This window comes from Pseudomonas sp. HMWF021, assembly GCF_003061005.1.
Lineage (GTDB): Bacteria > Pseudomonadota > Gammaproteobacteria > Pseudomonadales > Pseudomonadaceae > Aquipseudomonas.
On record NZ_QAIK01000107.1, the window covers coordinates 68,688 to 88,046 of the forward strand.

The following is a 19,359-nucleotide window of genomic DNA, read 5'->3' on the forward strand; positions in this document are numbered from 1 at the left end:
TGCCAGATGCTGATTATTCCCGCTATCGATCTCAAGGACGGTGCCTGCGTACGTCTGCGCCAGGGCCGCATGGAAGATTCCACAGTGTTCTCCGATGACCCGGTGAGCATGGCTGCCAAGTGGGTGGAGGGCGGTTGCCGCCGGCTGCATCTGGTCGATCTGAACGGCGCGTTCGAAGGCCAGCCGGTCAACGGCGAAGTGGTCACCGCGATCGCCAAGCGTTATCCGACCCTGCCGATCCAGATCGGTGGCGGTATTCGCTCGCTGGAAACCATCGAGCACTACGTCAAGGCGGGCGTGAGCTACGTGATCATCGGCACCAAAGCGGTGAAGGATCCGGCGTTCGTCGCTGAAGCCTGCCGCGCGTTCCCGGGCAAGATCATCGTCGGTCTGGATGCCAAAGACGGTTTCGTCGCTACCGATGGCTGGGCTGAAATCAGCACCGTGCAGGTCATCGACCTGGCCAAACAGTTTGAGGCCGACGGCGTATCGTCGATCGTTTATACCGACATCGCCAAAGACGGCATGATGCAGGGCTGCAACGTGCCGTTCACTGCCGCGCTGGCCGCTGCAACAAAGATCCCGGTGATCGCTTCCGGCGGTATCCACAATCTGGGTGACATCAAGTCGCTGCTCGACGCCAAGGCGCCGGGCATCATCGGCGCAATCACCGGCCGGGCGATCTACGAAGGCACCCTCGACGTTGCTGAAGCGCAAGCTTTCTGCGATTCGTACCAAGGCTGAGGACTGACCATGGCGCTGGCCAAACGCATCATCCCTTGCCTGGACGTGGACAACGGCCGGGTCGTCAAAGGTGTGAAGTTCGAAAACATCCGCGATGCCGGTGACCCGGTGGAAATCGCCCGTCGCTATGACGAGCAGGGTGCCGACGAGATTACCTTCCTCGACATCACCGCCAGCGTCGATGGCCGCGACACCACGCTGCATACTGTCGAGCGCATGGCCAGCCAGGTATTCATTCCGCTGACCGTCGGCGGTGGCGTGCGTACCGTGCAGGACATCCGCAATCTGCTCAATGCCGGTGCGGACAAGGTCTCGATCAACACCGCAGCGGTGTTCAATCCGGAATTCGTCGGTGAAGCGGCGCAGCATTTCGGCTCGCAATGCATCGTCGTCGCCATCGACGCGAAGAAGGTCTCCGGCCCGGGTGAAACCCCGCGCTGGGAAATCTTCACCCACGGCGGGCGCAAGCCGACCGGTCTCGACGCGGTCGAGTGGGCGAAGAAGATGGAAGGCCTGGGTGCCGGCGAGATCCTGCTGACCAGCATGGATCAGGACGGCATGAAAAACGGCTTCGACCTTGGCGTGACCCGCGCGATCAGCGACGCGTTGGGCATTCCGGTGATCGCTTCCGGCGGCGTCGGCAACCTGCAGCATCTGGCCGACGGTATCCTCGAAGGCCACGCCAGCGCAGTGCTGGCGGCGAGTATTTTCCACTTCGGCGAATACACCGTGCAGGAGGCCAAGGCCTACATGGCCAAGCGTGGCATTGTGATGCGTTGAACCCGATGACGGGCCGGTTGCATGGCTGACCGCTGCACCCTTGACTTCATGGTCAGGGGTGCAGGCTGATCCAGGCGCGAAGTGTTGGCTTATTCGCCGTTTTCAGAGTGTTGTACCAGGTCGGTACGCACATGCGAGGTGCTGAAATTCCGATCCATGGCGTAGCTGCATACCGTTCGTGGCAAGTATCTGTTCAAAATCAAGAATCCGTGTTTTAAGTTTTCATATTCATTGAGATTGATTGCGCCACAGTCCGTGGTTTCTGGGGGGCCTGTGTATACCTGTACCCAGGCATTGCGACCGTCGACGGCAGAAAACGAAAGAAGAAGACCTATCGGAAGGGTTCTTATCGCGGGCGGTGTCAAGTCTGGCAATGGGGTCGAAACGGGTTCCACAATCCGGGCAGGCAGGATCTGTGCATTTCTAAGTAAACCGGTGGTAAAGGGTTGTTCTGCGGTATCGACACCTACCAGGCAAAGATAATACAAACCTTCTTCTCGGCCGATGGGTGCTGCTACTTTTGCTGAGTGCGTACTGATTATGTCGCTGTAGTTTTCTGGCAAATGGCAAGCATGTGCATCGCGTACTGTTTTGTAGCGGTAAAAGGCAGTGCTCATTGTAAATTCAGTACCCCATGAAGGTGTTTCTTCGTTGTCGTTCATGGGTTTTTTGTGAAGGGTTACATCTGAGTCTATTGTGCTGTTAAAACTGAACTCTGGTTTTAGCGTGCAAGTACTTGCGTCAATATCGAAGCGGCCTTCTGTAAAGCAGGCAGTCAGGTAGTCCATGGGGAAGCTGTGGCTTGCGCGATCAGGCAAAGAAGAGCCGGTTTTATTTTCTCCACATAATCCATGCCAGAAACATAATTTGTCATCCGAGAGGCCATAGGTGGTTCCAGAGAGTACCCCGGTCACCTCACCGGTAGCGGCATCAATGACCGGGGAGCCTGAAGAACCCGGCGCTATGCCCTTGCAATCCTGTTTCTGATAGTTGGTATGTACGGTCATGTATTTGATCAGAACGATGTTTGACGGCTCTTGAGTGCAGGTCGATAGCCGCAAGCCCGAAGCGACACTGGGTGCTCCTATGACTTTTACCTGGGTAGGATTGGCGGGAGCGCTTGAGGCGAGTTTGAGTGGGGTTATGCCTTCCTGCAGCAAGGCATTCAGAGAAGTGTCCAGTTCCATGATGGCAGTATCAGCGCTGGCCAGACTGGCCCAACTGACTTTCTTGATAGCGTAGCGTTTGGTGGGATCCAGCGTGTCGGCGAAGTAATTGAACTGCATTTCGCCCTGATAATTTTTATTTGTCGTAGTTCCTGTTTTGATTGAAGCACAGTGAGCGTTGGTTGCTATATAAGCAGGGCCATTCGCTTCGTTGTTGCTGTCGCGAGTATCCAGCAAGAATGCTGTGCAATAGCGGCTGCCATTCCTGTGGATCTGTCCGACACCATTCCATTGGTTAGATTGGCCGTCAGCGTTGTTCAGTAATTCGGGTTCTGGTGACTCCGCAATCGAATGTGCACAAGTAATCAATGCGGATGTTGCAAGCGCTAAAGAAATAAAACGTTTCATGTCGTAATTCATGACCATTCCTTGGTCGGTTATTTCAATATCACGAAGGGTTCTTCGGGGTGGTTTGAGCAGTGTATTGAAATGCTTGTTAAGTGTTTTGTGGGTTGTGTTGCTACTTGTAAGTCAATAGTTGGACATGCGTTTTTATGTGCTGATATTTTTTACAGTGGAGTGATGAGGCGGGATTCCAGGAGCTGGTAACGGGGTAAATGGACGCGGGGGCGCGCATCGTCTTCAGGCGCGAATACGTACAGGCCAGTGGACAGCATGGCGTACCCAAGGCACTCTTGGGCACGCCATGGATTCCGGTAGCCCGATATGATCAAACGCCTGCTTCTTGTTCTCGCCAGCGCTTGTGTGTTGTTGCTCAACACGGCGCGTGCCGAAACCGGTCCTGACACCGATCTGGTGCTCCTCACCGAAAACTTTCCGCCCTACAACATGGCGAAAGACGGCAAGAATTTCGCCAAAGGCGAAAACATCAACGGCATTGCCACCGACATCGTGCGCGAGATGTTCAAGCGTGCAGGGCTCACCTACAGCCTGACGCTGCGCTTCCCGTGGGAGCGGGTCTACAAGCTGGCGCTGGAGAATCCCGGTTACGGCGCCTTCGTGATGGCCCGCCTGCCGGATCGCGAAAACCTGTTCAAATGGGTCGGCCCGATTGGTCCGGACGACTGGATCATGCTGGCCAAAGCCGACAGCAAGATCACCCTCGATTCCCTCAACGATGCGCGCAAATACAAGATCGGTGCCTACAAGGGCGACGCGATTGCCGAGACGCTTGCCAAACAAGGCCTGAAGCCAATCGTGGTGCTGCGTGATCAGGACAACGCGAAGAAACTGGTGAACGGTCAGATCGACCTGTGGGCCACTGGTGATCCTGCCGGTCGCTATCTGGCAAAGCAGGACGGCGTGACAGGTCTCAAGACGGTATTGCGCTTCAATAGCGCCGAGTTGTATCTGGCGCTGAACAAGGATGTCTCGGACGACACCGTAAGCAAGCTCCAGGCGGCGCTGGAGCAGATGCGCAAGGATGGCGTGGTGGACGAGATCATGGGGCGGTATCTCTGAGGCCGGAGCTTCACCGGATACACATGTGGGAGTGAGCCTGCTCGCGAAAGCAGTGGATCAGTCGATAGTGTTGGCGACTGACACACCGCCTTCGCGAGCAGGCTCGCTCCCACAAGGGTTCGGGTGTTTCCGGGTCAGCGGTACACGCCATCCTTGCCATGCGCAGCAGTGGCTTTGTTGCCGCGTACACTGATCATCTGCTTGATATCGATCCACTCGATACCTTGCGCCTTGAGCTTGGATAACTCGCGTTCCAGCACCGCCAGAGTCTGCGGATACGGATGGCCGATCATCACCGCTGAACCCTGCTTGCGGGCCAGACTGATGGCGGTCTGCAACTGGGTGTAGATGGCGGCTTCGGTGCGCTCGTCATCGAGGAACACATCCCGCGAAACACTCGCCAGATCGATCTTCTGTGCCTGCTGCGCAGCGACCGTCTGGGCGCTGGTGCGGCTGTCGACGAAGAATTTGTGCCGGCGCTGCAGTTCGCCCATCAGCCACGCCATCGCTACGGGTTGCGCAGTCATGCGGCTGCCCATGTGATTGTTGATGCCGGCGGTGTAGGGGACCATTTTGAACGCGGCATTCAGGCGCTTTTCCAGCTCTTCGAGTGACAGCTCGGGGTGCCAGGCGTACGGGCCGGTCGCCGGGTCCATGGGCATGTGCAGGATCACGATCTTGCCGGCGCGATGGGCTTCGCGGGCAAATTCGGTAGCGTGCGGCGTGTCGGGCATGATCGCCGTGGTCACCGGGCCGGGCAGGGCCAGCACACGACGATCCCGGGGCAGGTTCTGCCCCAGGTCGTCGATGATCAGCGTCAGGTAGGCTTTTTGTGCGGTGGATCTGGCGGGTTCTGCGTGAGCAGCACCCGCCAGAAAACACAGCAGGACGAAGATCAAACGCAACGACATCCTCAACGGCCGGACGTGATGCTCAGGCCCTTGAGCAGGCTCAGGGCCTGGGCCAACTGGTAATCGTCATCCTGCGGCATGGCTTTGGCCTTGGCGCCGGAACCGGTCGGCTTGTCCGCACCGCCGTTGCCGTTGCCCAGGTGACCTTGCAGGTCGGCTTCCTTGAAGTAGTCGCCATCCGCTTCGTTGGTGATCTTGGCCTTGCGCACTTCGATGTCCGGGACGATGCCCTGGGCTTGGATCGAGCGGCCGTTCGGCGTGAAGTACAGCGCCGTGGTGATCTTCAGCGCGCGGTCGTTGTTCAGCGGCAGCACGGTCTGCACCGAGCCTTTGCCGAAACTGGTGGTGCCCATGACCACCGCGCGTTTCTGATCCTGCAAGGCGCCGGCGACGATTTCCGACGCCGAGGCACTGCCACCGTTGATCAGCACGACCATCGGCACGGCTTCGCTTTCATCCTTGCCGGTGGCGGAGAAGCGCAGCTCGGAGTTGGCGATCCGGCCTTTGGTGTAGACGATCAGGCCTTTCTTGATGAAGTGGTCGACCACTTCCACTGCCGCCTGCAATACACCGCCCGGGTTGTTGCGCAGGTCGAGGATGATGCCGTTGAGCTTCTTGCCGTTGTCTTTACGCAGCTTGGCCAGGGCCTTGGAGACTTCTTCGCCGGTCTTGACCTGGAACTGGGTGATGCGGATGTAGCCGTAGCCCGATTCCAGCAGCTGCGCCTTGACGCTCTTCACCTGAATCACGGCGCGGGCCAGGGTCACGTCGAACGGCGTGCCGCCGTCGCGCACCAGGGTCAGGGTGATTTTCTGGCCGATCTTGCCGCGCATCTTGTCCACGGCTTCGGTCATGGTCTGGCCACGGGTCGGCTGGCCGTTGATCTTGACGATGAAGTCGCCGGCCTGGATGCCGGCCTTCGATGCAGGGGTGTCGTCGATTGGCGAGACGACCTTGATGAAGCCGTCTTCGGAGCCGACTTCGATGCCCAGGCCGCCGAATTCGCCGCTGGTGCTTTCCTGCAGCTCGGTGAAGTCTTCAGGGCCGAGATAGGCGGAGTGCGGATCGAGGTTGCTGAGCATGCCCTTGATCGCGTTCTCCAGCAGGGTCTTGTCGTCCACCGGCTCGACATAGGCCGCCTTGATCCGGTCCATGACCTCGGCAAAGGTGCGCAACTCTTCCAGCGGCAACGGTGCCTTGGCGGTCGCGGCAGTGCCTGCCGGAGCGACGGCCGGGGCCGGTTGAGCGGCGAACGCCAGAGGCGCGCCGATCACCAGGGCGATCGTCAGGGCCAGCGAGGTAAGGCGGGACAAATGCAGCATGTCGAACGAACTCCTGAATTAGGCGACGCGCTTATCCTTGCGCGTGACACCATTGCGCCGGATCACTCGGGTGACCCTGCTGACGAATTGCGAAATACAGCGCTGGCGTGTCCTGACCGCCACTGTTACCCACAGTGGAGATCGACTCACCGGCTTTTACCACGTCACCGGCCGACTTGAGCAGCGTCTGGTTGTGACCGTAAAGACTCAGAAAACCATTGCCGTGATCGAGGATCACCAGCAGCCCGGCGCCACGCAACCAGTCGGCGAACACCACGCGTCCGCCGTGCACGGCATGCACCTGGCTGCCGGCGGCGGCGCTGATCATCACGCCATCCCACTTGGTACGGGCATCGTCGCCGCGGCTTTCACCGAAGCGTGCCAGCAGTCGACCATCAACCGGCCAAGGAAGTTTTCCCCGGGTTGCAGCAAAAGGGCCACCGAAGGTCTCGCCGCTGCTGGACACCAGCGCGCCGGGGGTTGATCTGGCTGGTTTTCGTGGGGCGTCGCTGTTTTCAGCCTGCGCCTCACGCAAACGCTTTTTTTCCGCTTCCTGCTGGGCGATCAGCACTTTCTGTCGCGCTTCTTCTGCCTCACGGGCCTGGCGGGCCAGGGTTTCTTCAATGGTTTTAAGGACTTTAGACAGGTCTGCCTGATCCTGCTCGCGGGCGGCCAGTTTCTGGTCGCGGGCTTTCACGTCATCGTTGAGTTTGGCGAGGACTTGCTGGCGTTCCTTGCGCACCTTGTCGAGTTCGTCGCGCTGGGTGTCGAGGCTGCTCTTCTGCACCAGCAATTGCGCCTGCTGCATGGCGATGTCTTTTTCGACATTGGCCAGTTGGCGCAGGGTTTCGTTGAAGTTCTTCAGCTGCTCCAGGCGGGCCTGGCTCAGGTAATCGTAATAGGTGAGGGTGCGGGCGAATTTCTCGGGATTCTGCTGGTTGAGCAGCAGCTTGAGGTATTCCTGACGGCCGTTCTGATAGGCCGCGCGGGCCTGGATGGCGATCAGTCGCTGTTGTTCAGTGCGCGCGCTCTGGAGTTTTTTTTTCTCCGCATCGAGCCGCTGCAGCTCGGATTCGCTTTTCTTCAGCTCTTTTTGCAGGGCATCGACCTGCTTCTCGAGCTTGCCCATTTCGGTTTCGGTGCCCTTGAGCTCTTTCTGCACACCGGACTTTTCTTCCTGCAGCTTGCCCAGCAGCTTTTTCAGCTCGGCAATGTCCTGACGCGTGGCATCCAGCTGCTGTTGGGTTTGCGCGCGCTCGTCAGCGAAGGCCGGTTGGAGCAGGCAGGTCAGAGCGAGGGCGATCAGGACGCGAAGCATAGAGGCGGGCGGCACCAGGGTAATGGACGGCCTAGTATGCCCGCCCGGGGCGGCAAAAAAAACGCCCAATTGGGCTTGTGTGATAACTGGAGCGGCAGAGAGGCTCATTTCCATTTCGAAAACCCCATAAACCACTGTGGGAGCTGGCTTGCCAGCGATGGCGTCTGCACATTCAACATAGCTGTTGGCTGTCAGATTGCTATCGCTGGCAAGCCAGCTCCCACAGGGTTTTGCGGTGTTTTATGGATCGGGTCAGACCAGAATCGAGGTGCCAGTCATCTCCGCCGGTTTCTCCAGGCCCAACAGCATCAGCATGGTCGGTGCCACATCCGCCAGTACGCCGCCTTCACGGACCTTGAGGTCGCGCTTGCCGACATAAATGAACGGCACCGGCTCGGTGGTGTGCGCGGTGTGCGCCTGGTGGGTTTCTTCATCGGCCATTTTTTCGACGTTGCCGTGGTCGGCGGTGATCAGCGCTTCGCCACCCACCTTTTCCAGCGCTTCGACGATGCGGCCAACGCAGGTGTCGAGGCACTCCACGGCTTTTACCGCAGCGTCGAACACGCCGCTGTGGCCGACCATGTCGCCGTTGGCGTAGTTGACCACGATCACGTCGTAGCGCTGGTGTTCGATGGCATCGACGATGCGGTCGGTGACTTCCGGAGCGCTCATTTCCGGCTGCAGGTCGTAGGTGGCGACTTTCGGCGACGGGATCAGGATGCGCTCTTCACCCGGGAACGGCTCTTCGCGGCCGCCGGAGAAGAAGAAGGTCACGTGTGCGTATTTTTCGGTTTCGGCGATGCGCAGCTGAGTCTTGCCGTTTTTCGCCAGATAGTCGCCAAGCACGTTTTCCAGGCTGCCCGGAGCAAAAGCCGCCGGGGCCGGGATGCTGGCCGCGTATTGGGTCAAGCCCACGTACTGCACTTTTGGCTGGCGCGCGCGCTCGAATTCCTTGAAATCGTCTTCGACGAACACGCGGCTCAGCTCGCGGGCACGGTCGGCACGGAAGTTCATGAACACCACGGCATCGCCGTCTTCAACCTTGACCGGCTCGCCGATGGTGGTGGCTTTGACGAACTCGTCGCTCTCGCCACGGGCGTAGGCGGCGTCGAGGCCTTCCTGGGCAGTGGCAGCGTTGAATTCGGCGTTGCCGTCGACGATCAGGTTGTATGCCTGGGAGACGCGGTCCCAACGGTTGTCACGGTCCATCGCGAAGTAGCGACCGATGAGGCTGGCGATGCGGCCCTTGCCGAACGCCTGGAAGGTCGCGTCAAGCAGTTCGATCGACGACGCGGCGCTTTTCGGCGGGGTGTCGCGGCCATCGAGGAAGGCGTGCAGGTAGATCTTTTCGGCGCCGCGCTTGAAGGCCAGTTCGGCCATGGCGATCAAGTGATCCTGGTGGCTGTGCACGCCGCCATCGGACAGCAGGCCCATGAAATGCACGGCTTTGCCGGCGGCCACGGCTTTATCCACGGCGGCGCAGATGGTCGGGTTTTCGAAAAACTCGCCGTCGCGGATCGCTTTGGTCACGCGGGTAAAGTCCTGATACACCACGCGCCCGGCGCCGAGGTTCATGTGGCCGACTTCGGAGTTGCCCATCTGGCCGTCCGGCAGACCGACGTCCATGCCGCTGCCCGAGATCAGGCCGTTCGGCACCGTAGCCCACAGACGATCGAGCACAGGCTTCTTCGCCGCATACACGGCATTGGATTCGTGGCTGTCACTGTGACCGAAGCCGTCGAGAATCATCAGGACCAAAGGTTTAGGCGTGGTAGTCATGGAATCCACTCGTGGCTAATAAAGAAGAGGGCGATGGAAAAGGGAGTGGCAGTTTAAAGCGAAGTTCCTGCGGCGTCACCGCCGGACGGGGTTTGGCCCACCATAGTGGCTGTGTATACTGGCCGACATTTTAACGCCCTGGAACCTCCTTCGATGGTTGCTCACCTGATTGAATTTGCCACTAACCACTACATTCTTGTCGGTATCTTCGTCGTATTGCTGGCTTTGCTGCTGGCGCACACGATGCAGGGCGGCGGTAAAAGCCTGAGCACCGGCGAACTGACCGCACTGGTCAACAAGGACGCAGGCGTGGTGGTGGACATCCGTCCGGCGAAAGATTACGCCGCCGGTCATATCGTTGGCGCGATCAACATTCCTCAAGACAAACTGGCTGCGCGCGTCGGCGAGCTGGAAAAACACAAGGCCAAGACCATCATTCTGGTCGACGCCCTGGGCCAGACCGCCGGCACCCACGCCCGCGAGCTGATGAAATCCGGCTTCACCGCCGCCAAGCTGTCCGGCGGGATCTCCAGCTGGAAAGGCGACAACCTGCCGCTGGTGAAGTGATATGAGCGAAGTCATCGTCTACTCCAGCGACTACTGCCCTTACTGCATGCGAGCCAAGCAATTGCTCGCGAACAAAGGTGTGGCCTTCGAAGAGATCAAGGTCGATGGCAAGCCGCAGATTCGTGCTGCCATGAGCCAGAAGGCCGGACGCACGTCTGTGCCGCAGATCTGGATCGGCGAGAAGCACATCGGCGGTTGTGATGATTTGTATGCCCTGGAGCGCGCCGGCAAGCTCGACGCGCTGCTCAAGGCCTGAACGGCTGCACCCACGTACAGCAATCCCTAAAAGACCCAAGATCAGAAAGGATCTGAGATGACTGACCAACAGAACACTGCAGCCAGCGAAGAAGAAACCGCACCGCAATTCTCCTTGCAGCGCATCTACGTACGCGATCTGTCCTTCGAAGCCCCGAAAAGCCCGGCGATCTTCCGCCAGCAGTGGGACCCGACCGTCGGTCTGGATCTGAACACCCGTCAGAAAGAACTGGAAGGCGATTTCTACGAAGTCGTGCTGACCCTGTCCGTGACCGTGAAAAACGGCGACGAAGTGGCCTTCATCGCTGAAGTGCAACAGGCCGGTATCTTCCTGATCAAGAACCTGGACGCGGCTTCGATGAGCCACACTCTGGGTGCGTTCTGCCCGAACATCCTGTTCCCGTACGCTCGCGAAACCCTGGACAGCCTGGTGACCCGTGGTTCGTTCCCGGCCCTGATGCTGGCGCCGGTGAACTTCGACGCTCTGTACGCGCAGGAACTGCAGCGCATGCAGGCTGCGGGCGAGACGCCGACCGTACAATAAGCGGTTTGAGCGACAACGAAAAAAGCGCCGTAACAGGCGCTTTTTTCTTGGGTTGGAATACAGAATTCATGGCTTCATGTAGGAGCTGCCGAAGGCTGCGATCTTTTGATCTTCAAAAACAAGATCAAAAGATCGCAGCCTGCGGCAGCTCCTACAGGGGTGATGTTTTTGCGGGCGGGTGGTTATTTGAAGTCGTTCTGCCGCCACGCTTCGTACACGGCCACCGCCACGGTGTTGGACAGGTTCAGGCTGCGGCAGCCTTCACGCATCGGCAGGCGCAGGCGCTGTTCGGCGGGCAGGGCGTCCAGCACTTCCGGTGGCAGGCCACGGCTTTCCGGGCCGAAGATGAACGCATCGCCCGGGACGAACGCGGCGTCGTGAAACGGCCGCGAACCCTTGGTGGTGAACGCGAACAACCGTGGGTGGCCGAGGCTTTCCAGGCAACTGGAGAGGTCGGCATGGCGCTGCAACGTGGCATATTCGTGGTAGTCGAGACCGGCCCGGCGCAAGCGCTTGTCGTCCATCTCGAAACCCAGCGGTTCGATCAAATGCAGGTGGCAGCCACTGTTGGCGCACAGCCTGATAACGTTGCCGGTGTTCGGCGGAATTTCTGGTTGAAAAAGGATGACGTGAAACATGCACGGCTCCGAAGGTAAAGATGACGCGCATTCTACGCCGCCAGCCGACCCGCGTTCGAAACTATTCCCGCGGGTGATCGGTTCGCTGGCGATTTTCGGTCTGATGGTCGGTTTGATGATCGGTCGCCTGACCACGTCGGACCCGAGCGTGCTGCAGCAGGTCGATGTCACTGATGACGGCCTGGTGGTGTGGTTCAACAATGAACCGAAACTGCACGGCGAGATCATCGATGGCACGGTGGCGCTGTTGTTTCAGGCTGAAGGCCGCGCGCAGAAAGGTCAGTTGAAACTCAACGGCAAGGACGTCAACTGGCGAACGCGGGTGAGTGACGGTGGGCTGTTACTGACGGTGCTGGCGGCGCGGCCGCTGCAAGGTGAGTGGGCCGCCAGCAAGGTCGATGACCGCTGGCGGCTGCAGATCCATCTGCGCGAGCAATAAAAGCGGGAATCCCCGGCCTGCCTGTACCAGGGTTCCCAAAACGGGGTGGACTTCGCTGAGAGCGTCGGTCCGGTGTAAAGAGGGAACCCCCGGCCTGCCTGTACCAAGGATCCCAAAAGGGTGGGTTCGCCGCGCTGCGGTTTGAACCCGGTGTAAAGAGGGGAATCCCCGGCCTGCCTGTACCAAGGTCCCCGAAAGGGTTGGTGAATCGAATCACCTGTAAGCGTTATTGCAGGGGGCGTGCCAGTTTTAGTATTTCGAAACAGAAAAAAGCCTAAGAGCCGCGAAAGCCCCGTGAATCGGGGATTTGATGCTTCTGCTTGGTTGAAGCTTTGATCTTGTTGGTGTTTTTTTGATCAGTAAGTCATGCCCAATTGCGGTTCGCCGTGCCTTGTGGCGGTGCACACAAAAAAAGATCGCAGCCTTCGGCAGCTCCTACAGGGATATGCGTTCTCTGTAGGAGCTGCCGAAGGCTGCGATCTTTTCGCGGACGATTAGAGGAGGGGGCTTAGCCCTCATCCCCCTCATCATCATCCCCACCATCCACCTTCATCCCCAATTCCTTGATCTTGCGCGTCAGGGTATTGCGCCCCCAGCCAAGCAGTACCGCCGCATCGCGTCGACGCCCGGCGGTGTGCTTCAAAGCAGTCTCGATCATGATCCGCTCGAACGCCGGCACCGCGCTGTCGAGCAGGCTCGACTGGCCGCGGGCCAAGGCCTGATCCGCCCACTGGCGCAGCGCCTGCTCCCAGTTGGTCACCGGCGCCGAATCCTGTGGCAGGCTCAGCAGCTCCGGCGGCAAGTCACTGATGTGCACTTCGCGCCCGGAGGCCATCACCGTGATCCAGCGGCAGGTGTTCTCCAGCTGCCGCACGTTGCCCGGCCATGGCAGGTTCTTCAGGTATTCCTCGGTCTCGCTCTTCAACAGCTTCGGCTCCACCGCCAGTTCTTGCGCAGCGCGGCTGAGGAAGTGCTTGGCCAGGGTCGGGATGTCTTCACGACGGTCCGACAGGCGCGGAATGTGGATGCGGATCACGTTGAGGCGGTGGAACAAGTCCTCACGGAATTTCCCGGCGTGCACCAGGGTTTCCAGATTCTGGTGAGTCGCGGCGATGATCCGCACATCGACCTTGACCGGCACATGGCCGCCAACGCGATAGAACTCGCCGTCGGCCAGCACCCGCAGCAAACGGGTCTGGGTGTCGGCCGGCATGTCGCCGATTTCGTCGAGGAACAACGTGCCGCCATCCGCCTGCTCAAAGCGCCCGCGACGCAGGTTGGCCGCGCCGGTGAACGCACCTTTCTCGTGGCCGAACAGCTCGGATTCCATCAGGTCTTTCGGGATCGCCGCCATGTTCAGCGCGATGAACGGCGAGGCCGCGCGCGGGCTGTGGCGGTGCAGGGCGTGGGCCACCAGTTCTTTACCGGTACCGGATTCGCCGTTGATCAACACGGTAATGTTGGAGTGGCTCAAGCGGCCGATGGCGCGAAACACTTCTTGCATCGCCGGCGCTTCGCCGATGATTTCCGGAGTGCGGGTCAGCGCCGGCACCACTTCCAGGCCTTGCTGTTCCTGCGCATGCTGATTGGCGCGTTTGACCAGCGATACCGCCTCGTCGACGTCGAACGGCTTGGGCAGGTATTCGAAAGCACCGCCCTGATACGAGGCCACTGCGCTGTCCAGGTCGGAGTGCGCGGTCATGATGATCACCGGCAACCGTGGGTGCTGCTCGCGGATGCGTGCCAACAGGTCGAGGCCACTGGCGCCCGGCATACGGATGTCGGAAATGATCACATCAGGCTGCTGACGGGCCAGACGACTCATCACGCCATCGGCGCTGTCGAAGCTCTGGGTGGTCATGCCTTCCTGCTGCAAGGCCTTTTCCAGAACCCAACGGATAGAACGGTCGTCATCGACGATCCACACGGTTTCACTACGGCTCATGTCGATGTGGCTCCTTGTTCCAGTGGCAGAAAGATCGAGAACGTGGTGTGGCCGGGGTGGCTGTCACACTCGATCAGGCCCTGGTGCTGGCTGATGATGTTCTGGGTGATGGCCAGGCCCAGCCCGGTACCGTCCGGGCGGCCGCTGACCATGGGAAAAAAGATGGTTTCCTGAAGTTCCGCGGGGATCCCCGGGCCGTTGTCGATGATCTCGATCTTGGTCACCAGGCGATGACGGACGTGGCCGATGGTGAACTGGCGCATGGCGCGCGTGCGCAGGCTGATGCGGCCCAGACGCAGCTCGTTCTGGCTGCTGATCGCCTGCATGGCGTTGCGCACGATGTTCAGCACGGCCTGAATCATTTGTTCGCGGTCGATCAACACGTCGGGAATGCTTGGGTCGTAATCGCGCACCAGGGTGATGCAGCCCTGGCTTTCCGCTTCGACCAGTTGGCAGACGCGTTCCAGCACTTCGTGGACGTTGCACAGGGCTAGTGACGGCAGTTTGTTCGAGCCGAGCATGCGGTCGACCAGATTGCGCAGGCGGTCGGCCTCTTCAATGATCACGTTGGTGTAGTCGCGCAGGCTGTCTTCCGGCAGTTCGCGGGCCAGCAACTGCGCGGCGCCACGGATGCCGCCGAGCGGGTTCTTGATCTCGTGGGCGAGGCCGCGCACCAGCATCTTGCTGGTTTCCTGCTTGGACAGTTGCGCCTCTTCCTTGGTGATCCGCAGCAAGCGGTCACGCGGGTGCACCTCCAGCAGGAGCATGGTCGCGCCGTTGCTGAGGATCGGCGTCACCGCGTAGTCCACGGTCAGGGTCTGGCCGGTGAGGGCGGTGAGCATCGCTTCGCGCTTGGTGAACGGGTGTGCCTGTTCGACCGCCTGGCGCAGCGAGTTGAGCGCCTCGGTGGATTCGGTGAACAGCTCGCTGATGAACTGTCCGTGACTGCGCTGACCGCTGATGGCCAGGAGCATTTCAGCCGCCGGGTTCATGTACTCAAGACGCAACTCGGCGTCGAGCAGGATTGTGGCGGTGGTCAGGTTGTCGAGCAGCAAACGGTGGATTGCGTCGCTAATAGTCATCGGAGCCTCTTTTGGGGGCGGAGCGTGCGCAAGAAGCAGGCGTCGTTGAACGGAAAATGCAAAAACCAAACCAAGGCTCCGAAAAGAAGCGCTCAACCCTTGAAACAGGCGTTTGACGCTCGTTTGCGTGGCGCCCTTGGGCAGGGAGCGGGAAGTTTCGAACCAAAATGGGTTGTAATGTGGGTACGGTGCAGTCTGCTGCACCAATATAGTGCGCAAAGCTGAACGGCGTTAGAAGAAACGCAGGAAGGGATTTTTTTCTTCGACGGGTTTGTCTTTCAGCGGACATTCCGGGCGCACGCCGAAGTCCTCGGCAGTGCAGGGTTTGACCTGACGCTTTTGGGCCAGCGAGATACGCAGCATGTGGAACGGCTGGTTGGCGGTGCGTTCGACCGTGCGGCCCTGCTCATCGAGAATTTCTACCGACAGGTTATGGCTGCCGCGATCGAGGTTGCTCAGCGGGAAAACCGGACTCAGGCCCGGCTCGCCAGTGGCCTGGCCGTCCAGCAGCAGGCGATAGCGGTGGCCCTGCTGCAGACCCGGTTCGCTGGTGACGCTGACGATCACCTCGCCCGCGCTGCTGCGAATGGTGGCGTCCGGCTCGGGTATCAGAATGCGCAGCATGTCGTAGTGAAACAGCGGTTGTTCCGGGGATTTTTTTGCAACGCTGATCGGCGCAGCGGCCGTGGGATTGGCCGACATGCGGTTGCTGGTTGCGATGGGTACGCGCTTGGCATTGCCGCGCGGCTGGTCGGTGTAGACGCGATTGCCCTGGGCATCGACGTAGGTGAAAACCTCGGCGTGAACGGGCAGGGCGAGCAGGCACAGGATCAGCCAGACACTCCTCATGGCTTGTGCACCCGTTGCACGGTGAACACCACGGCCGGACTCTGCTGGATGATCGCCTCGCCGTCGATCACTTGCACCGCGAGACGATGCTCGCCGCGATCGACGTTCACCAGTTGCAGGATCGGCACGTTGCTCGGCTGGCCGTAAGGCGCGTCGTCCAGGACCAGCCTTAATTGGTGCGGCGCCTGCAAACGCGGCTTGATCAGCACGCTGACGGTGAAAGTGCCGTTGTTGGCGCGCAGGGCTTCTTCGCTGGGCAGGCCGCTCAGCTCCAGTACTTCATAAGCGCTGCGTGCCGCGGGGCTTGTGTCGATGCTTGAAGGCGCTGGCGCGCTCGGTGCCTGTGGCTCGACGCGGTTGAGTGGCGGCAACTCGACCGGCTGCGCCTGAACACCGTCCGGCGAGTGATCGCTGTAGACCGTGTTGCCATTGGCGTCGGTGTACTTGTAGATCTGCGCGGCGGCGGGCAGGGCGATCAGCAGCAGGATGTAGAGAAAGGTGCGACCCATGAAATCGACCGGGAAAGAAAGCAATGGGATGCAGCATAGGCCAGGGTGGGCGACAGGCCCAAGCCGTTAACAAATGGAATTGAAAAGCCAAGTCAAGAGATCGCAGCCTTCGGCAGCTCCTACACCGATCCTGTAGGAGCTGCCGAAGGCTGCGATCTCTTGATCTTCAATAAAAAAGGCCTCCCGAAGGAGGCCTCTTTCTGTCACGCCGCGTAGCGCAGCGCTACCGGGTCAGCAGCTGTAGTACAGCTCATATTCCAGTGGGTGTACGAAGGTGCGGACCTTGATTTCTTCTTCGGATTTCAGCGCGATGTAAGCATCGATGAAGTCGTCGGAGAACACGCCGCCCTTGGTCAGGAACGCACGGCCCTTGTCCAGCTCTTCCAGGGCTTCTTTCAGGCTGCCGCAAACTTGTGGGATCTCTTTCGCCTCTTCAGGCGGCAGGTCGTACAGGTTTTTGTCAGCGGCATCGCCTGGGTGGATCTTGTTCTGGATACCGTCCAGGCCGGCCATCAGCAGTGCTGCGAAAGCCAGGTACGGGTTGGCAGCCGGATCCGGGAAACGCGCTTCGATACGACGGCCGCGCGGGCTGTTGACGTAAGGAATACGGATCGAGGCGGAACGGTTGCGCGCCGAGTAGGCCAGCATCACCGGCGCTTCGAAACCTGGCACCAGACGCTTGTAGGAGTTGGTGGCCGGGTTGGTGAAGCCGTTCAGGGCCTTGCCGTGCTTGATGATACCGCCGATGAAGTACAGGGCGGTTTCGGACAGGCCGGCATAGCCTTCGCCAGCGAAGGTGTTCTTGCCGTCTTTGGCGATGGACATGTGTACGTGCATGCCCGAGCCGTTGTCGCCGTACAGTGGCTTCGGCATGAAGGTCGCGGTGCGGCCATAAGCGTCGGCAACGTTGTGGACAACGTATTTCAGCGTCTGAACTTCGTCAGCTTTTTTCACCAGGGTGTTGAACTTGACACCGATTTCGTTCTGACCGGCAGTCGCCACTTCGTGGTGGTGAACTTCAACGGTCTGGCCCATCTCTTCCAGTGCGTTGCACATGGCAGTACGGATTTCGTGGTCGTGGTCGAACGGCGGAACCGGGAAGTAGCCGCCTTTGATACCAGGACGGTGGCCTTTGTTGCCGCCTTCGATGTCCTGGTCGGACATCCACGAACCTTGTTCGGAGTAGATCTTGAACATCGAGCCGGAGATGTCGGACTTGAACTTCACTTCGTCGAAGATGAAGAATTCTGGTTCTGGACCGGCGAAGACGGTGTCACCGATACCGGTGGTCTTCAGGTATTCCTCGGCACGGTGAGCGATGGCGCGCGGGTCGCGATCGTAACCTTGCATGGTCGAAGGTTCGATGATGTCGCAGACCAGGATCAGGGTCGCGTCTTCGGTGAACGGGTCGAGAACGGCAGTGTCGTCGTCCGGCAGCAGGATCATGTCGGAGGCTTCGATGCCTTTCCAGCCAGCGATGGAGGAACCGTCGAACATCTTGCCGACTTCGAAGAAGTCGTCTTCCAGCGCATCGCGAGCCGGCATGGTCACGTGGTGCTGAGTGCCTTTGGTGTCCGTGAAGCGCAGATCAATCCACTTGACGTCATGATCTTTGATGAGTTGAACCGACTTCGACATAGTGTCCTCCGGGTGGCTTAGGGCTTGGTAGTGGATGCCCTTAATAGGGGTGATGCCGGCGCAGATACTCTGCCAAGGCAACCTGCCTCACAAGGGAGCAAATTGCATGCCAGTGCCCCAGCATGGGTTTTTTGCCCCAAATTCACGCTTTGAGCACTGCAAAGCGCCATAAAGGCGAAAATCTCGCCCCTTAATGTAGCGTCTAAAAACAAAAATGACCCGTTTTGGTGCAAGGAAAACCTTCTGCATATTAACTGGTTAAACCTTGAGCAATTTCCGCTATAATCCGCGCCCCCCTTTTTCGGCTGGCCCTGCGCGCGCTGTTTTCATGAAACTAATCGTAAAAGTCTTCCCCGAGATCACCATCAAAAGCCGCCCTGTCCGGATGCGTTTCATCCGCCAGCTGGCCAAGAACATCCGCGCCGTGCTCCGCGATCTGGACCCGGCCGTGGTGGTGAACGGTGTGTGGGACAATCTCGAGCTGGAAACCCGCGTTACCGACCCCAAAGCCTTGAAAGAGATGGGTGAGCGCCTCACTTGTACTCCCGGCGTCGCGCACTTTCTGCAGATCGACGAGTACCCGCTGGGCGATTTCGACGACATTACCGAGAAGTGCAAGCAGCACTACGGCAATGAGCTGGCCGGGAAGATTTTCTCGGTGCGCTGCAAGCGTGCAGGCAAGCATCCGTTCAGCTCGATGGACGTTGAAAAATACGTCGGCAGCAAGCTGCGTCGCGAGTGCGGTGCAGCCGGAATCGACCTCAAAGACCCGGAAATCGAAGTTCGCATCGAAGTTCGCGACCAACGGTTGTTTGTCATCCACAGCCAGCACAACGGCATCGGCGGTTACCCGCTCGGCGCCCTGGAGCAGACGCTGGTATTGATGTCCGGCGGCTTTGACTCGACGGTTGCCGCGTACCAGATCATGCGTCGCGGCCTGATGGCGCATTTCTGCTTCTTCAATCTGGGCGGCCGTGCCCACGAATTGGGCGTGATGGAAGTCGCGCATTTCATCTGGAAGAAGTACGGCAGCTCGCAACGCGTGCTATTTGTCAGTGTTCCGTTCGAAGAAGTATTGGGCGAAATTCTCGGCAAGGTCGATAACAGTCATATGGGCGTCGTATTGAAGCGTATGATGTTGCGCGCGTCCTCTGCCATCGCCGACCGCCTGCACATCGATGCGCTGGTCACCGGCGAAGCGATCTCCCAGGTATCGAGCCAGACGCTGCCGAACCTGTCGGTGATCGACTGCGTGACCGACAAGCTGGTCCTGCGCCCACTGATCGTGGCGCACAAGCAGGACATCATCGACACGGCCAACGAGATCGGCACCGCCGATTTCGCCCGGCACATGCCGGAATACTGCGGGGTCATCTCGGTCAATCCGAAGA

The 19,359-nt window shown here is 59.5% G+C and carries 19 protein-coding genes; 8 read left to right on the forward strand and 11 right to left on the reverse strand.

Features of this window, described 5'->3' with window-relative positions:
• Positions 1 to 6 precede the first annotated feature (6 nt).
• Together hisA and hisF are read left to right on the forward strand one after the other, a co-directional pair.
• Positions 7 to 744, forward strand: a complete 738-nt coding sequence (gene hisA / locus DBR18_RS14525) for a 1-(5-phosphoribosyl)-5-[(5-phosphoribosylamino)methylideneamino]imidazole-4-carboxamide isomerase (RefSeq protein ID WP_003220753.1) — start codon at positions 7 to 9, stop codon at positions 742 to 744.
• Positions 745 to 753: 9 nt separating this feature from the next.
• Positions 754 to 1,524, forward strand: a complete 771-nt coding sequence (gene hisF, locus DBR18_RS14530) for an imidazole glycerol phosphate synthase subunit HisF (RefSeq protein ID WP_007909211.1) — start codon at positions 754 to 756, stop codon at positions 1,522 to 1,524.
• 89 nt (positions 1,525 to 1,613) lie between these two features.
• Here hisF and DBR18_RS14535 read toward each other — a convergent pair whose 3' ends face one another.
• On the reverse strand, positions 1,614 to 3,110 hold the full coding sequence (locus DBR18_RS14535; protein ID WP_158275052.1) for a serine protease: 1,497 nt from the start codon (positions 3,108 to 3,110) through the stop codon (positions 1,614 to 1,616).
• A 306-nt stretch (positions 3,111 to 3,416) separates the two neighbouring features.
• Here DBR18_RS14535 and DBR18_RS14540 point away from each other — a divergent pair, with 306 nt between their 5' ends.
• Positions 3,417 to 4,172, forward strand: coding sequence for an ABC transporter substrate-binding protein (locus tag DBR18_RS14540; RefSeq protein ID WP_108590828.1), 756 nt, complete (start codon positions 3,417 to 3,419; stop codon positions 4,170 to 4,172).
• Positions 4,173 to 4,306: 134 nt separating this feature from the next.
• On the opposite strand, the gene DBR18_RS14545 is transcribed toward DBR18_RS14540, so the two are convergent.
• The 4 genes from DBR18_RS14545 to gpmI all read right to left on the reverse strand — a co-directional run bounded on the left by DBR18_RS14545 (position 4,307) and on the right by gpmI (position 9,502).
• Positions 4,307 to 5,083, reverse strand: coding sequence for a divergent polysaccharide deacetylase family protein (locus DBR18_RS14545; protein WP_108590829.1), 777 nt, complete (start codon positions 5,081 to 5,083; stop codon positions 4,307 to 4,309).
• Positions 5,084 to 5,085: 2 nt separating this feature from the next.
• Positions 5,086 to 6,405: a S41 family peptidase gene (locus DBR18_RS14550; RefSeq protein ID WP_041071409.1), complete on the reverse strand. Its 1,320-nt coding sequence runs from the start codon at positions 6,403 to 6,405 to the stop codon at positions 5,086 to 5,088.
• A 31-nt stretch (positions 6,406 to 6,436) separates the two neighbouring features.
• On the reverse strand, positions 6,437 to 7,723 hold the full coding sequence (locus DBR18_RS14555) for a murein hydrolase activator EnvC (protein ID WP_108590830.1): 1,287 nt from the start codon (positions 7,721 to 7,723) through the stop codon (positions 6,437 to 6,439).
• A gap of 252 nt (positions 7,724 to 7,975) precedes the next feature.
• Positions 7,976 to 9,502 carry a 2,3-bisphosphoglycerate-independent phosphoglycerate mutase gene (gpmI, locus tag DBR18_RS14560; protein ID WP_108590831.1) on the reverse strand — a complete coding sequence of 509 codons (1,527 nt, stop codon included), beginning with the start codon at positions 9,500 to 9,502 and terminating at the stop codon, positions 7,976 to 7,978.
• Positions 9,503 to 9,655: 153 nt separating this feature from the next.
• On the opposite strand from gpmI, the gene DBR18_RS14565 reads away from it, so the two are divergent.
• Genes DBR18_RS14565 through secB form a run of 3 tightly spaced genes read left to right on the forward strand, consistent with a single transcriptional unit; the run spans position 9,656 to position 10,868 of the window.
• Positions 9,656 to 10,069, forward strand: coding sequence for a rhodanese-like domain-containing protein (locus DBR18_RS14565; RefSeq protein WP_108590832.1), 414 nt, complete (start codon positions 9,656 to 9,658; stop codon positions 10,067 to 10,069).
• A 1-nt stretch (position 10,070) separates the two neighbouring features.
• Positions 10,071 to 10,325, forward strand: coding sequence for a glutaredoxin 3 (gene grxC, locus DBR18_RS14570; protein WP_003220774.1), 255 nt, complete (start codon positions 10,071 to 10,073; stop codon positions 10,323 to 10,325).
• A gap of 57 nt (positions 10,326 to 10,382) precedes the next feature.
• Positions 10,383 to 10,868, forward strand: coding sequence for a protein-export chaperone SecB (gene secB / locus DBR18_RS14575; protein WP_025110924.1), 486 nt, complete (start codon positions 10,383 to 10,385; stop codon positions 10,866 to 10,868).
• A gap of 182 nt (positions 10,869 to 11,050) precedes the next feature.
• On the opposite strand, the gene DBR18_RS14580 is transcribed toward secB, so the two are convergent.
• Positions 11,051 to 11,506, reverse strand: a complete 456-nt coding sequence (locus tag DBR18_RS14580; protein ID WP_108590833.1) for a tRNA (cytidine(34)-2'-O)-methyltransferase — start codon at positions 11,504 to 11,506, stop codon at positions 11,051 to 11,053.
• Here DBR18_RS14580 and DBR18_RS14585 point away from each other — a divergent pair.
• The gene (locus tag DBR18_RS14585) at positions 11,505 to 11,945 is read left to right on the forward strand and encodes a hypothetical protein (RefSeq protein WP_108590834.1); all 441 of its coding nucleotides are present in this window, start codon (positions 11,505 to 11,507) and stop codon (positions 11,943 to 11,945) included. The genes DBR18_RS14580 and DBR18_RS14585 overlap by 2 nt on opposite strands.
• A 508-nt stretch (positions 11,946 to 12,453) precedes the next feature.
• Here DBR18_RS14585 and ntrC read toward each other — a convergent pair.
• The 5 genes from ntrC to glnA form a co-directional block, all read right to left on the reverse strand.
• A complete protein-coding gene (ntrC, locus tag DBR18_RS14590; protein ID WP_007961729.1) occupies positions 12,454 to 13,890 on the reverse strand; it encodes a nitrogen regulation protein NR(I) in 1,437 nt (478 codons plus the stop codon).
• Positions 13,887 to 14,972, reverse strand: a complete 1,086-nt coding sequence (gene glnL, locus DBR18_RS14595) for a nitrogen regulation protein NR(II) (protein WP_108590835.1) — start codon at positions 14,970 to 14,972, stop codon at positions 13,887 to 13,889. Before glnL ends, ntrC begins: the two co-directional genes overlap by 4 nt.
• 231 nt (positions 14,973 to 15,203) lie before the next feature.
• Positions 15,204 to 15,821, reverse strand: coding sequence for a DUF4124 domain-containing protein (locus DBR18_RS14600; RefSeq protein WP_108590836.1), 618 nt, complete (start codon positions 15,819 to 15,821; stop codon positions 15,204 to 15,206).
• Positions 15,818 to 16,330, reverse strand: a complete 513-nt coding sequence (locus DBR18_RS14605) for a DUF4124 domain-containing protein (RefSeq protein WP_108590837.1) — start codon at positions 16,328 to 16,330, stop codon at positions 15,818 to 15,820. Before DBR18_RS14605 ends, DBR18_RS14600 begins: the two co-directional genes overlap by 4 nt.
• Before the next feature lie 231 nt (positions 16,331 to 16,561).
• Positions 16,562 to 17,968, reverse strand: coding sequence for a glutamate--ammonia ligase (gene glnA / locus DBR18_RS14610; RefSeq protein WP_003220788.1), 1,407 nt, complete (start codon positions 17,966 to 17,968; stop codon positions 16,562 to 16,564).
• Positions 17,969 to 18,296: 328 nt separating this feature from the next.
• On the opposite strand from glnA, the gene thiI reads away from it, so the two are divergent.
• Positions 18,297 to 19,359: tRNA uracil 4-sulfurtransferase ThiI (gene thiI, locus DBR18_RS14620; protein WP_256588705.1), on the forward strand; the 1,063-nt coding region annotated here is incomplete at its 3' end.